This window comes from Pseudogracilibacillus auburnensis (genome assembly GCF_003201975.1).
Classification (GTDB): Bacteria; Bacillota; Bacilli; order Bacillales; family Amphibacillaceae; genus Pseudogracilibacillus; species Pseudogracilibacillus auburnensis.
On the sequence record NZ_QJJQ01000008.1, the window covers coordinates 159,136 to 172,435 of the forward strand.

Sequence of the window (13,300 nt, forward strand, 5' to 3'; positions counted from 1 at the left end):
GGTTTATTCAATGAAAACTTACCTTGAAAAATTAATCAATCAAGAAAGCTTAACAGTAGATGAAATGAAGAATGCAACAAATTACTGTTTTACAGATGACATTACGGATACTGAAATTGCTGCTTTTTTAACTGCTTTGCGAATAAAAGGCGAGACAGCAAATGAAATAGCAGGTATCGTTCAAGTGATTCGTGCACAGTCGGAACTAAGCTCCATTCAATTACCTAATGTAATGGATAATTGTGGTACTGGCGGCGATCGATCCAATAGTTTTAATATTAGTACGACAACCGCATTTGTTTTAGCTGGTGCTGGTGTGACCATTGCAAAACATGGAAACCGAAGCATTTCGAGTAAGACAGGGAGTGCTGACGTATTAGAACATCTCGGTGTCTCCTTAACTTTTTCCAAAGAAGATACGGAAGAAATGTTGCAAGAAAATAATATTGCTTTTTTATTTGCGCCACATGTCCATGCAAAATTACGGCCTTTCATGAAAATTCGCCAAGAACTAGGGTTACCAACTATTTTTAACTTAATTGGCCCGTTAACCAACCCGATCGAGCTCGAGTCCCAACTCATGGGCGTATATAAACGTGATAAATTAGAAACCATTGCTAAATCACTTCATCAACTCGGCCGAAAAAGAGCTTTAGTCGTCAATGGTGCAGGCCATATGGATGAGGCATCTTTAGCCGGTGAAAACCATCTCGTTTTATTGGATGAAGGAAAAATAACTTCTTTTACACTCCATCCAAATGAGGTTGGACTACCAACTTATGATAATAAGGCAATCCAAGGTGGCAATGCGGAAGAAAATGCAAAAATTTTACTAAGTGTCCTCCGTAATGAAGCAAGTCCTTATTTAGATACCGTATTACTCAATGCTGCACTAGGGTTATTTGCCAACGGAAAAGCTGCATCCATTCAAGATGGTATGGAAGTTGCCGGGGAAAGCATCGCGTCCGGAGCCGCTTTAAAAAGGTTAAATACGCTAGTAGAGTTTAGCAAATCTGTAACGAGGGAGGCGATGTAAATGACGATATTAGATAAAATTATTACTGAGAAGAAAAAAGAGGTTGCAACATTACGTCATCAAACGTTTGAACAAACTAGTGATAAAAAAATCAAACCTTTCTCTGAACGAATAAAGTCTAAAACAACGATGGGAGTAATCGCTGAAATGAAACGAGCATCTCCATCGAAAGGAATCATTAATGCCGATGTAGATCCTGTCAAACAAGCAAAATTATATGAAGAAAATGGAGCAAGTGCAATTTCTGTTTTAACAGATAAACCTTTTTTTAAAGGTTCCATGGACGATCTTCGTGCCGTTCGGGAAGCTGTTGGGGTGCCGATATTATGTAAAGACTTTATGATTGATACGGTGCAAATTGATCAGGCAAAAGCTGCTGGCGCGAATATTATTTTACTTATTGCTGCAGCACTTCATGACGAAGACTTAAAAAAACTATATTCATATGCGAAAGAACTAGAATTAGAAGTCTTATGTGAGGTACACGATGAAGCAGAAATGGAACGCGTCTTAAACCTCGGTGCTACGATTATCGGGATTAATAATCGCGACTTAAAAACGTTTCATGTCGATTTACAAACGACAAACCGACTAGCGAGTATGGTAACAAATCCAAATACTATTCTAATAAGTGAAAGTGGGATTCAGACGAAACAAGATGTCGAAACGGTCGCTAACGCAGGCGCCGAAGTTATTTTAGTCGGTGAAACATTAATGCGGGCTCATGACATGATAAGTACAATGGAAGAATTACAAATTCCATTGCCAACTAAAGCGAGGCTTTCCAAATGATTGTGAAAGTTTGTGGGATTACGACAAAAGAAACAGCACGCGTCGTCGAAGCAAGTGGAGCTGATTTCATTGGATTTGTTTTTGCACCGAGCAAACGTGAAATTTCACCGGCAGATGCGAAAGAAATTGCCAAAGGGCTCTCTCCACAGATAAAAAAGGTCGGTGTCTTTGTAAATGAATCAGTTGATCGTATCATAGAGATTGCTGATTTAGTCGGCCTAGATTTCATTCAATTACACGGAGATGAGCCTGATACAATTGCCAACTCAATCCCCTACCCGATCATTAAAGCTTTTGTGATTGATCAGGTCGATGTAAACAGCATCAAAAACTATCCTTGTGATTACATTTTAATCGATAGTCCCGGAAAAAAGTATCGTGGAGGGTCAGGAGAAACGTTTCATTGGGGAAGGTTAGATGAATTAGGAATAGATAAAGATAAATTAATTTTAGCTGGTGGTCTATCTCCTGAAAATATTCAAGAAGCGATCATAACTGTAAAGCCAGTGGGGGTTGATGTTTCAAGTGGTGTCGAAACGAATGGAATAAAAGATCATCATAAAATTAACTATTTTGTTGAAAACGTAAGGAAATCATGCTGATTAATAAGTTGTAGAATGTAAAGTTAAGAACATAGAGGAAAGGTTGATTCAATTGACAATATATACAATGCCAGATGAAAAAGGGCGTTATGGAAATTTTGGCGGCAGATTTGTACCAGAACTGCTCATGCCAGCATTACTCGAGTTAGAACAAGCTTATGAAGAAGCTAAAAATGACGAACAATTTATAAAAGAATTAGAAGCTTTTTTGTCTAGTTATGTAGGGCGTGAAACACCTCTTTATGAAGCAGAAAATTTCGCTAAACTATTTGGTGATGCGAGGGTTTTTCTAAAAAGAGAAGATTTAAACCATACAGGTGCACATAAAATTAACAATTCGATCGGGCAAGCATTACTCGCGAAACGAATGGGCAAGAAAAAAGTAGTAGCCGAAACAGGAGCTGGACAACACGGTGTTGCAACTGCTACTGTTTGTGCGTTACTCGATTTGGAATGTATCGTATTTATGGGAGAAGTCGATGTAAAAAGACAAGCATTAAACGTATTTCGCATGGAGCTACTCGGTGCAAAGGTCGAAAGTGTTTCTCAAGGAAGTGGAACACTAAAAGATGCAGTAAACGAAGCACTTCGTTATTGGGTAAGTAATGTGGAAGATACCCATTATATTTTAGGATCAGTTGTAGGTCCACATCCATTTCCACAAATCGTTCGTGACTTTCAAACAATCATTGGAAAGGAAACGAAACGCCAAATAGTGGAGCAAACAGGGGCACTTCCCAACCATATAATTGCAGCGGTTGGTGGAGGAAGTAATGCAATGGGAATATTTTATCCTTTTATTGAAGATCAAGACGTGAAACTGTATGGTGTGGAAGCTGGTGGACTAGGAGTAAGTACGGAAAAACATGCAGCCACATTAACATCTGGTAGTACGGGCGTTTTACACGGGACGATGACAAAATTATTACAATCTGAATCCGGTCAAATTAAAGAAGCTTTTTCAATTTCGGCTGGACTAGATTATCCTGGAGTTGGTCCAGAACATAGTCATTTGGGTGAAACAAACCGTGTCACCTATGACTCGATTACAGATGAAGAGGCATTAGAAGCTTTTCAAGTATTATCAAAAACGGAAGGTATTATCCCGGCACTTGAAAGCGCACATGCTGTAGCTTATGCCATGAAACTTGCACAACAAGCAGAGAAAGATGAAACGATCGTCATCTGTTTATCAGGACGTGGAGATAAAGATGTACAAGAAGTGAAAGATCGATTGGAGGCAAAACTGAATGGGTAAAGAAAAAATCGCAAATTATTTTCAAGAAAAACAGGATCATCACGAAAATTTATTCGTCCCTTATATTGTTGCTGGTGATGGTGGTCTTGATCTTCTACAAGAACGAATCAACTTTTTAGAAAAAAGTGGTGTTGCTGCTATTGAACTTGGTATTCCTTTTTCTGATCCAGTTGCAGATGGACCTACCATCCAAGAAGCTAGTATTCGTGCATTAGAAAATGGAACTAGTTTAGCAGGAGTTCTTGACGTATTAGAACCTACGAAAGACGAACGAAAAGTTCCCATTATTTTAATGACCTATTTAAACCCTATTTATGCGTACGGCATTGAAAAGTTTGCGGCGGATTGTGAGCGAGTCGGTGTTGATGGTGTCATCATTCCTGATGTTCCACTTGAGGAAGAAGAAGTGATTGAGGCGTCTTTAACAAAGCATCATATCGCTTTTATTCGCCTAGCAGCACTAACTAGTACTCCAGATCGAATCAAAGAAATTGCTAGAAGATCAGAGGGCTTTTTGTATGCTGTTTCTGTCACAGGAACGACTGGTGCAAGAACTTCCCACCATGAAAGAGTTGCTACTTATTTAGAAACATTAAAGAAACACAGTACTGTTCCAGTTCTTGCTGGATTCGGTGTTGCAACTGCCAACCAAGCACATGAATTAAGTAGTCATTGTGATGGGGTAATCGTTGGTAGTAAAATAGTTGATCTTCTTCATCAAGGGAAAGAAGATGAAGTAAGACAACTAATTGTAGATAGTTTATAATTTTTTCAAACAGCCATGATTGCTTCCTTTTGACGAAATCAGACGAGGCTGGGACATAACTAAAACGAACAAATCTAAAGACGAACAATGCATTGCCTTAGCGAAGTATATTTCCGGAGCGGGTTATATGCAGCTACCATTGTTCGGTTTTTTCTTTGGCGAAAACACTTTTGTCCCAGTCTCTTTTGCTTGATCATATAAATATTCTGTCATCACTAGTGAAGCAACCTCCATTTAACGAGCTGCTTTTCCCTTTTAATAAATGCTTCTACAATGAAATCTGTATGACACGGTATTTTCCACAATCAATCTTTAACTGAAGTAACGATGATACAACGTTCTGGCTTTATCAATATCATTTGTACCATGAATGAGTGCTCTTCCATCTTTAAATATTACCATTCGCTCGTCTCCGATTGTATAGGATAGCAAAAATGGATTCGTTTCAACTTTTCCACCTGTCTTTTTTAACTGTACAGCTAATTCTCCTAAATCTCTTTCCTGCTTTTTGGGAGGTCTAATTTGTACGGATTGTCTTCCACATAATATGGCCGTTTTCATCTGCTCATCAAAGCTTAAATAAGGATAGGTTGCTTCACTGCCACAAGATGGGCAATCTGCTTTTTTCATGGAAGCTACGTTCATTTGTACTACTTGGTTCGTCCACAAATCAAATGAAATTAATTTCCCCCGTAAGTGTTGTTCATTCTCAGTTAAAATCTTTAACGCTTCTGTCGTTTGATGTACGACGACTTGACTTGCGGCTGGACTAATAATACCAGCTGTATCACATGTTGGACCACCAATCGGCACTGTTTCTAATAAACAATGAAGACATGGGGTTTCGTGTGGAATAATCGTAAAACTCATCCCATAACTACCGACACAAGAACCAAAAATCCATGGAATTTGTTGTTTGATCGCCATATCATTGATCATCATTCGAATATCAAAATTATCTGTTGCGTCTAGAATAAGATCAACTTCTATAACAAGGTTTTCTAACTCTTCAGGGGTCACATCTACCACATGGGAAACAATTTCTATTTCTGAATTGATAGAACGAAGTCTTTTAGCAGCGGCTATCGCTTTTGGTGTCCGATTTTTTGCATCTTCCTCTGTATACAGTTGTTGCCTTTGTAAATTACTCCATTCAATATAATCACGATCGACAATCGTTAACTTACCAACTCCAGCCCGAGTAAGCATTTCAGCACTTTGTGTTCCTAACGTTCCCAGTCCTATAATAAGGACATGCTTTTCTGCTAATTTACGCTGTCCTTCTTCTCCAATCGGGGTGAAAAGAATTTGTCTAGAATAACGTTCCATCCTCATATGCTTATACCTTCTAATGGACTACTTGCAGTTGCTGTTCTTTTCAATGGGATTCTTCCCGCTTCATATCCTAATCTCCCTGATTCTACTGCCAGTTTCATCGCTTGTGCCATTTTAACAGGATCTTTTGCTCCTGATACAGCAGTATTCAGTAAGACACCATCTGCTCCGAGTTCCATTGCATAAGCTGCATCTTTTGGGGAACCAATCCCCGCATCAACGATCACGGGTACGTTTGCTTGTTCAATGATAAAACTCAGATGAAGTGGATTAATAATTCCTTGACCTGAACCAATTGGAGACGCACCTGGCATGATTGCATGTGCTCCCAATTCTTCTAATTTTCTAGCAAGGACCACATCATCTGACGTATAAGGAAGTACGGTAAATCCTTCGTTTAGCAATAGTTCGGTCGCTTTTAACGTTTCCACTGGATCTGGTAATAATGTGCGATCACAACCGATGATTTCTACTTTTACCATATGACAAATCCCCGAACTGTCGGCTAATTTAGCAATTCGAACCGCTTCCTCAGCTGTTTTGGCTCCTGCTGTATTCGGCAAAAATGTATATTTTTGCAAGTCGATTTTTTCTAAAAAATTCGGTTGAGTTGGCTCAAAAATATTCATTCGTCGTACTGCAAACGTCAATACTTCTGTTTCAGATACATCGACTGCCTCCTTTTGAATATCGAAGTTTGCAAACTTTCCTGTCCCTAAAAATAATCTAGATTGAAATTCAAAATTACCTATTTTTAACATCCGTTTCCCTCCGTCTACTTTTATATGATTGTATGATGTTTTTTCAACCTCCGCCAACGAATTGGACAAATTCTACCTTATCCCCTGCTGTAAGCATGGCATCGTCAAGATCCTCTTTCGGTAAAATAACGTCATTGTGTTCCACAATAATGACGGGACTATTTAATTTTAAGTGATCAATTAGTTGTGTTATGTTCTTAATTGTTTTTGGAATTTCCATTTCAGCTCCATTGATTTGTAATTTCACTGTTCTCCCTCCTTTAATGCTTCCCTAAATTGTTTCACTGCTCTTTTCACATTGTCGGCCAATAAAACACCTGACAAAACCGCTACTCCTTTAGCACCTGTTCGCCTAATTGACTTGATATTATTATGTTTGATCCCACCGATTGCGATAACAGGAATATTGACACTTTCAACTACTTGTTGTAATTTCCCTACGCCTCGTGGAGCAACCCCGGGTTTTGATGTTGTCGCAAAGATATGTCCATATAGGAGAAAATGAGCCCCTGCCCTTTCTCGTAAAACTGCCTCGTTTACGTCATGGACGGAACAGCCAATCCGAAATTGCGGATAATACTTTTTCACATAGGATGCATCAATACTATGGGATGCAAGTTGAACACCACCTACTCCAGTTGCCGCTGCAATATCGATTCGGTCATTGATGATCATTTTTTCTTTTTGAACCCCTAATTCAGTTAATTTTTCTATGACTGAGATATAGTCTTTTGCAGTCCATTTTCTTTCACGCAAATGTAAAAAATCGATATAGGGGTGAATTAGTTCTACCTTTTGAATGAATTCATTCATTGATTGTTTACCCGTTGAGATAATATGTAATTGTTTTGCCATTAAAAAAACCACTTTTCTACATAAAAATAGGAAAGTGGTTTGCTAATTTTATTCATCAGCAAATACGTCACTTCCCTTCGCTAGCTTTATCTAGATCAGGTTCTAAGAATCCCGAAGTCCAACTTCGATCTCAGCTTGTTACACAAGCACCCCTAGTGTTAAAAACTCTTATGAGTCACCTTAAGGTATGATACTATTTAAGGTTGACTGTTTGTTATTAGCCCAAATGATACTTTTCCACTAAAAACAGTGGTTGTGTTTTGTTACTTTTTTTGAACGAGTGAGCATATAAATCATTTTAATTGTATCACCTAATTGACCAGCAATATCAGTCCGTGGCATATGTAGCCTCGATAGTGTTAGCTTTATACTATCATTATATAGTATATGGTCAAGCTTTTCAAAAAATCTATTTATCTATCTCGAATACATCCGATTTGTACCTAATTGGCTTTTCTTCATAAGTCCAAAAAAATGTCTGTGAATATTAAATACTTATAGACTGGTTAAATAGAAATACTAGACTAACTTTTTATATTTTTATGCAACGCTAATAAATTTACCCAGTGCTTAATGGCTCCGAAACCTTACCTCTCTTATATTTATCGTGATTCTCGGTTGTCCAATCACGATACAATTTCTGATATCTTTCTTCGTCAGCATCACGATAACCTTCAAATATTACTTCATCGATATTTTCATGGTTAAAGTAAAACACGTTATCAGGTACTAAACCTTGCGGATAGATGCATCCAGAGTAATCAAACATCAATTCTTCTTCATTCATTTTAATCATTGGGCCTCTATTTAAAATCATTAATTTACTTGTTCCTTCTTTTAAATAAACGATTGATCCAATAGATAACATGAAATTCCTCCTTCTTTAAAGATTCATAGTTTCCCAGAAGTTAACTTTTCGTATCAGTTCCAGTCCTATGATTAGCTCTCGTGTTTCATAACAACAAAACCAAAAGCAATTTATATAAGACTTCATTTTGGGACATGCCTAATCTAAAAAATAGTAAAGACATTATTTACTCATCCACTATTTTTACTTCAGCTGTTCCTACAGGGATAACTTGAGCATGCCACATTAATGCCAAAATCCAAAATACTAAAAAAGGGAGTAAACATTAAGATAATCGGGTTTCCTTCAGTCGCAACTACACCACTCGCCATCAATACTGCTCTCCATAAAAATATAAAAGCTAGTAAATATATCAGGTAGTATTCCGATTTTCCCGGCTTTATTTTCAATTTAACTGTATGTAAACTATCAAGGGCTACTGTTTTATGCAAATTATAAAACTGCCTCTTGTGAATATAAAGTCTATAGAGAATTGGTTTTAATAAATTGAAGAAAAGTATTGAAGTGCTCCCTCCTAAAAGAGCCATTGATCCAACACTCACCCATTCGTTCGTTTTTAGGCATTTGAATAAGATGAGGCTTTATGCGGAATAAATCAAAAGACAAAAGGGAATAAAAATAACCATAAAGATCTTCCCATATCAAGGATCTATATATCTTCATTGACATTTAATATCTAATATCTCATGTTCTTATGAACATGTTCGACTTTAGTAATCATTTTGGTTTCAATCATTGTTTAAGTTAATAGTATTATCTAGTTAACATTCATTAAGTACGTGGACTTTTGTTCGGCCAATTGGAATAGCTTGTAAATTTAGTATCAATCCAAGAAAGAGGAGAATAAATCCACCCAGTAGTACAATAATATTTCCAAAATGAATAAAAGCAAAACCAAATAAAGAAGCTAATCCCCAAGAAAACAAGAAGCTGAAAGAATATTTTAAAAAGTAATTGGTTTTGCTTGGTCTAACTTTTAATTTAATTATAGGTGCTTTATTTAAATCAATTATCTTATGTAAATTATTATAAAGTCGTTTATGTATGAAAAGTCTAACTAAAAAACTTAAAATGATAACTAAACTAAGGGCAATACTATTTATCCCTATTGTTGTAGGAATATTAAGCTCATAAAAAAGTGGTTTTAATAAATTAACAAATAGTATTGAAACACCTCCCCCTAGAAGAGCCATTGAACCAACACTTATTTGTTTCTCTTCCGTCATTTGGATAAGATTATATGTCTCATTATCTATTTTGTAACATTTATGGGGAATAAACCAGTAAATGAAAGGTATAAAAATCGTCCAAAAAGATCTGTCCATATCAAGTATATATACCTCTCCATTAAATTTTAAAATCTTATACCTCATGTTCTTATAAACATGTTCGACTTTACAATTCATCGGCATCACCTTAAAATGAGAGGATTTACTTACTAGGTTGAATCGCCCACCTACAGAGTCAATGAGGCCTTGAAAACCTAGTATATTATTCTAGTAAGCAATCTACACCAAATACTAGTATTCCTGATACAGCAACCCTATTAGACATTCAGCTGGATTTCAACATAACGCTACCTTGCTCCTTGCTAGTACACTTACTTCCAGGCTTCAACACTGTAGCATTTTGAGTAATAGCTTCTCCGATTACTTTATCCTCATTTATCAAATCATCTTACATTTCTATTGTAAATACTAAAACATTCATAGATCCCCAGAGGTTAATTTCTCATATCAGCTCTAGTCCCAAATTAGGAGTTTTAGGACAAACCCAACAACAGGCATAAAGACTTTATTTATCCATCAATTATTTTTACTTTAGATGTCCCCACAGGGATAACTTGACAATTCCACATTAATGCCAAAATAATAGATACCACAACGGTTATTGATGCAATCACATTTCCTTCTACCAAAAAAAAGGCACACGATATAAATGCTATCCCCCAGAAAAGGATGAAAGCTAATACATATATCAAGTAATACTCTGGTTTTTCTGGCCTTATTTTCATATTAATTGTATGTAAATCTTCAAGAGCTACTGTTTTATGCAAATTATGAAACAGTCTCATATGAATATAAAGTCTAATGTAAATACTTAATGTAACAATGATAATTAAGAGAAAAATTTTTGTTCCTAACATCATATGAATATTTAGTTCATAGAGAATTGGTTTTAATAAATGGAAGAAAAGTATTGAAGTGCCCCCTCCTAATAGAGCCAATGATCCCACACTCATTCGTTCGTTTTTAGGCATTTGAATCCGTTTAAACGTTGCATTATCAATTTTGTATGCTTTATGCGGAATAAACCAAAAGACAAAAGGGAATAAAAATAACCATATATACTTTCCCATATCAAGGATATATATATCTTCATTGATATTTAATATCTTATATCTTATATTTTTATAAACATGTTCGACTTTACATTTCATTATCTATCACCATTTTTAAAAGATTGATCTATCAATTATTAATTAAATATTACGTTGAATAGCTTCACCTACAACATTTATTACACTTTCTCTCAACACTCGACACTGTAGCATTATGAGCGATTACTTCTTTCCAAATGTTTTATCTCATTAACCAGGTCATTCTGCATTTCTGTTTTAAATCCCATGACTGTAAGACTAGTCACTCCAACTCAATTGTATCCATATAGTATAAAGGAAATGGACCACCAATTATTATTGGATTCTCGATAATATTATGTTGAATTGCCTCACCTACGGAATCAACAAGACCTTGAAAGCCTAAAATATTATTTTGATATGCCCAATCAACTGATAATGAGAATAGCATTCCTACTGCGGCAACTCCTACTATACCCCATCCCACTGGATTTGTACCTAACAACGCCCCCGCACCTAGACTTGCCCCCACTCCGACACCCGACACAATAACATTATGAGCAATAGCTTCTCCAACTGTCTTATCTTCATTAACCAAATCATCCTGCATTCCTACCGCAAGCCCTATGGCCGTAAAGCTTGTACCTAGCGCTGTTCCGACTCTGAGTAAATTATTTCCTTGTCGGATAAAATAATTTCCGCCTTTATCAAAAAGCTTATTAATATTGTTCAAAAAGTCCTTATCAACCAATTTATTTAGTAGTGGAAAATCCTTGAACTGAATTTTACCTTCTTTACCAAATTTTTTGAGAGCTACTTCTCCTGTTTCTATTAACTCTTTCCCAAGCGATTTATAAGACTCAGAAAAAATAGTACCGCTTAATCCAAATAGTATATTTGGGATATTTTCTTTTACATAACTAAATACACTAGGTGGGACTTCCACATCGGGATTTTCTTTAGCCGTTGTAAATAGTTTTAATATATCTGCCTCACCCAATTTTTCACCCATAGAAATTGCCTTATCAAGATCTGCATAGAACTTTTTAGTCGTAATGTCTTTTGCCCAGTCCATGTCCAATTTTGAAGAGTTAAAAGTAGATGAATTCCATGCTCTTCCACTGCTAACTTCTCTTAAACCAGTTTCCACAGAAGATAAGAGCTGTTCAATATTTGAAAAGATTAGAGTGGAGTTTCCATTGAAGTCTATTAATTTTTGCAGTTTTTCTTTCATTTTTGATTGCATCAATCTTAGAGTTGTAATAACACCTGCTATCTCTAAATTTGCGACAGGAAGACCTAATTGTACCGACCTCATTGATTGAATCGAATGTTCCAATTTTTGAATTTGCTCTTGTAATACATCTGAATCAAGACTATTACCGTCAACTTCATCGATATATTTTTACAGAAATTGCCGATGAGATTCAATCATCGCTTCACTAAGTAAAATGATACCATCAGCAAGCGGGATATATGTTTTGGCAAAGTATGCTTTTGCAGAGTCATATGTTTTCCCTTTTAATCCAGTTTCAATAATAAACGCATTGATACTTTCTTTAATAAGCTCCATACTGGAAATATACGAGTAACACATTTGTTCAACCGACGATGTTTGCTTATTCACTTCTGGTAAAATCATTCGAATACTCATCCGTATTTTACCTCCATTAAGATATTACTTTATTTCTTGCATTTAAATCACCATTAACATTTCAGCTTTTATTATGACCGTGAGATCAACAGTCTTACTTTCTGCTGTAAGTCCTGTTCTTTTTCCTCAAGTAAATTCTTTTTCTTTTAAAGAATGGATCTCATCTTCTACTGATTGAATAGCTTTTCGTTCATGTTGGTTTAGTTCTACCTCTGTGTCATGAATGATAAAACTCATTTCTCCTGTTTTCCATTCGTATTTTAATTCTTGTAACAAACGATTGTTTTTACGAAAAAGAAAGTGTAACTCTTCTTCCGCTTGAATTAATCGACTTTTTTCATTCTCAACAGAAAGGATCTCTTCTGATAAATAATCTAACTCATTTTTCATTTCAATTAATTTTTCTTTCATTAGTTACACCTTTATACCTAATCATTTTATTTAAAGCCATCTCCAAGTGCTTGATCTGTTACTTCAAACTCGCTGGCAACAGTTTGAATCCGTGCTATGTCCTGCTGTAAAGCTGAAACAAACTCGTGAATGATTATTTTTTCTGCTTCTATCGTTTCTTTTGCTCGAGCGTTACCTTTTACCGTTGTCTGCTCCGCGAAATTGATATGATGTTCTCTAATGGACTGCAACGAACTATCTAACCTCGTTGTTACACTTTGGGCAACTGATTGATTACTCATTATTTCATTCATAACTCGATCCCTCTTCCGATTCCAATTTCTCCCACCTTTCTTTATTTTAACGTAATACAAATTGCAATTACATAGTGTAAAAGTTGTGAATTATTGATGTAACAGTAACTAAATAAGTTAAAAGGAATGATAGGAAAGGGCTATTAATAAAAGTAGGCTGTTAATAAGTTACAAGTTCAAGTAGTGACAAAGGCTTGGATGTGAAGTTGTGTTGATGGGCTAGGTTTTCCTAGCATGATGGAAAAAACCCCTTGTAGATGATTTAGTGTTTTGTTCAGGTATAATACAGTTAAATAACTAATCCCGATAG

General features: G+C 36.0%; 16 protein-coding genes and 1 riboswitch. Of the genes, 5 read left to right on the plus strand and 11 right to left on the minus strand.

Going from position 1 to position 13,300, the window contains the following annotated elements; all coding sequences use genetic code 11:
* Positions 1 to 10: 10 nt before the first annotated feature.
* Genes trpD through trpA form a run of 5 tightly spaced genes read left to right on the plus strand, consistent with a single transcriptional unit; the run spans position 11 to position 4,454 of the window.
* Complete coding sequence (gene trpD, locus DFR56_RS12350) at positions 11 to 1,036, plus strand: anthranilate phosphoribosyltransferase (protein WP_110395747.1); 1,026 nt, start codon at positions 11 to 13, stop codon at positions 1,034 to 1,036.
* Entirely contained in the window at positions 1,037 to 1,828 is a 792-nt protein-coding gene (gene trpC, locus DFR56_RS12355; RefSeq protein WP_110395748.1) for an indole-3-glycerol phosphate synthase TrpC, read from the plus strand.
* Positions 1,825 to 2,430 carry a phosphoribosylanthranilate isomerase gene (locus DFR56_RS12360; RefSeq protein WP_110395749.1) on the plus strand — a complete coding sequence of 202 codons (606 nt, stop codon included), beginning with the start codon at positions 1,825 to 1,827 and terminating at the stop codon, positions 2,428 to 2,430. The genes trpC and DFR56_RS12360 overlap by 4 nt, the downstream gene beginning before the upstream one ends.
* Positions 2,431 to 2,482: 52 nt before the next feature.
* Entirely contained in the window at positions 2,483 to 3,688 is a 1,206-nt protein-coding gene (gene trpB / locus DFR56_RS12365; RefSeq protein ID WP_110395805.1) for a tryptophan synthase subunit beta, read from the plus strand.
* Positions 3,681 to 4,454 carry a tryptophan synthase subunit alpha gene (gene trpA / locus DFR56_RS12370; protein ID WP_110395750.1) on the plus strand — a complete coding sequence of 258 codons (774 nt, stop codon included), beginning with the start codon at positions 3,681 to 3,683 and terminating at the stop codon, positions 4,452 to 4,454. The genes trpB and trpA overlap by 8 nt, the downstream gene beginning before the upstream one ends.
* Before the next feature lie 312 nt (positions 4,455 to 4,766).
* Here trpA and DFR56_RS12375 read toward each other — a convergent pair whose 3' ends face one another.
* The 11 genes from DFR56_RS12375 to DFR56_RS12430 all read right to left on the minus strand — a co-directional run bounded on the left by DFR56_RS12375 (position 4,767) and on the right by DFR56_RS12430 (position 12,990).
* Positions 4,767 to 5,789, minus strand: a complete 1,023-nt coding sequence (locus DFR56_RS12375) for a thiazole biosynthesis adenylyltransferase ThiF (RefSeq protein WP_280523456.1) — start codon at positions 5,787 to 5,789, stop codon at positions 4,767 to 4,769.
* Positions 5,786 to 6,550: a thiazole synthase gene (locus tag DFR56_RS12380; protein WP_110395751.1), complete on the minus strand. Its 765-nt coding sequence runs from the start codon at positions 6,548 to 6,550 to the stop codon at positions 5,786 to 5,788. Before DFR56_RS12380 ends, DFR56_RS12375 begins: the two co-directional genes overlap by 4 nt.
* A 43-nt stretch (positions 6,551 to 6,593) precedes the next feature.
* The gene (gene thiS / locus DFR56_RS12385) at positions 6,594 to 6,797 is read right to left on the minus strand and encodes a sulfur carrier protein ThiS (RefSeq protein ID WP_110395752.1); all 204 of its coding nucleotides are present in this window, start codon (positions 6,795 to 6,797) and stop codon (positions 6,594 to 6,596) included.
* Positions 6,794 to 7,405, minus strand: coding sequence for a thiamine phosphate synthase (locus tag DFR56_RS12390; RefSeq protein ID WP_110395753.1), 612 nt, complete (start codon positions 7,403 to 7,405; stop codon positions 6,794 to 6,796). Before DFR56_RS12390 ends, thiS begins: the two co-directional genes overlap by 4 nt.
* Before the next feature lie 55 nt (positions 7,406 to 7,460).
* A riboswitch (TPP riboswitch) is annotated at positions 7,461 to 7,569 on the minus strand.
* Between the two features lie 395 nt (positions 7,570 to 7,964).
* On the minus strand, positions 7,965 to 8,273 hold the full coding sequence (locus tag DFR56_RS12395) for a DUF4176 domain-containing protein (protein WP_110395754.1): 309 nt from the start codon (positions 8,271 to 8,273) through the stop codon (positions 7,965 to 7,967).
* Between the two features lie 761 nt (positions 8,274 to 9,034).
* A complete protein-coding gene (locus tag DFR56_RS12405; RefSeq protein WP_207519218.1) occupies positions 9,035 to 9,679 on the minus strand; it encodes a DUF443 family protein in 645 nt (214 codons plus the stop codon).
* Positions 9,680 to 10,071: 392 nt separating this feature from the next.
* Positions 10,072 to 10,713 (minus strand): DUF443 family protein, encoded by a 642-nt coding sequence (locus tag DFR56_RS12410; protein ID WP_110395757.1) that lies wholly within the window; start codon positions 10,711 to 10,713, stop codon positions 10,072 to 10,074.
* 202 nt (positions 10,714 to 10,915) lie between these two features.
* Positions 10,916 to 11,971 (minus strand): hypothetical protein, encoded by a 1,056-nt coding sequence (locus DFR56_RS12415; RefSeq protein ID WP_110395758.1) that lies wholly within the window; start codon positions 11,969 to 11,971, stop codon positions 10,916 to 10,918.
* Positions 11,972 to 12,037: 66 nt separating this feature from the next.
* The gene (locus DFR56_RS12420) at positions 12,038 to 12,286 is read right to left on the minus strand and encodes a T7SS effector LXG polymorphic toxin (protein ID WP_110395759.1); all 249 of its coding nucleotides are present in this window, start codon (positions 12,284 to 12,286) and stop codon (positions 12,038 to 12,040) included.
* 126 nt (positions 12,287 to 12,412) lie between these two features.
* Positions 12,413 to 12,697, minus strand: coding sequence for a DUF3958 family protein (locus tag DFR56_RS12425; RefSeq protein WP_110395760.1), 285 nt, complete (start codon positions 12,695 to 12,697; stop codon positions 12,413 to 12,415).
* A 26-nt stretch (positions 12,698 to 12,723) separates the two neighbouring features.
* Positions 12,724 to 12,990, minus strand: coding sequence for a TIGR04197 family type VII secretion effector (locus DFR56_RS12430; RefSeq protein WP_110395761.1), 267 nt, complete (start codon positions 12,988 to 12,990; stop codon positions 12,724 to 12,726).
* Between the last annotated feature and the right edge of the window lie 310 nt (positions 12,991 to 13,300).

What these genes read in the sequence shown, in the direction of transcription:
- DFR56_RS12390 (WP_110395753.1), bottom strand. Translation starts at nt 7,405, where the DNA reads ATGGCAAAACAATTACATATTATCTCAACGGGTAAACAATCAATGAAT.
- DFR56_RS12410 (WP_110395757.1), bottom strand. Translation starts at nt 10,713, where the DNA reads ATGAAATGTAAAGTCGAACATGTTTATAAAAATATAAGATATAAGATA.
- DFR56_RS12375 (WP_280523456.1), bottom strand. Translation starts at nt 5,789, where the DNA reads ATGAGGATGGAACGTTATTCTAGACAAATTCTTTTCACCCCGATTGGA.
- DFR56_RS12430 (WP_110395761.1), bottom strand. Translation starts at nt 12,990, where the DNA reads ATGAATGAAATAATGAGTAATCAATCAGTTGCCCAAAGTGTAACAACG.
- DFR56_RS12395 (WP_110395754.1), bottom strand. Translation starts at nt 8,273, where the DNA reads ATGTTATCTATTGGATCAATCGTTTATTTAAAAGAAGGAACAAGTAAA.
- DFR56_RS12405 (WP_207519218.1), bottom strand. Translation starts at nt 9,679, where the DNA reads ATGAATTGTAAAGTCGAACATGTTTATAAGAACATGAGGTATAAGATT.
- DFR56_RS12360 (WP_110395749.1), top strand. Translation starts at nt 1,825, where the DNA reads ATGATTGTGAAAGTTTGTGGGATTACGACAAAAGAAACAGCACGCGTC.
- DFR56_RS12425 (WP_110395760.1), bottom strand. Translation starts at nt 12,697, where the DNA reads ATGAAAGAAAAATTAATTGAAATGAAAAATGAGTTAGATTATTTATCA.
- DFR56_RS12380 (WP_110395751.1), bottom strand. Translation starts at nt 6,550, where the DNA reads ATGTTAAAAATAGGTAATTTTGAATTTCAATCTAGATTATTTTTAGGG.
- trpD (WP_110395747.1), top strand. Translation starts at nt 11, where the DNA reads ATGAAAACTTACCTTGAAAAATTAATCAATCAAGAAAGCTTAACAGTA.
- trpA (WP_110395750.1), top strand. Translation starts at nt 3,681, where the DNA reads ATGGGTAAAGAAAAAATCGCAAATTATTTTCAAGAAAAACAGGATCAT.
- DFR56_RS12420 (WP_110395759.1), bottom strand. Translation starts at nt 12,286, where the DNA reads ATGAGTATTCGAATGATTTTACCAGAAGTGAATAAGCAAACATCGTCG.
- trpC (WP_110395748.1), top strand. Translation starts at nt 1,037, where the DNA reads ATGACGATATTAGATAAAATTATTACTGAGAAGAAAAAAGAGGTTGCA.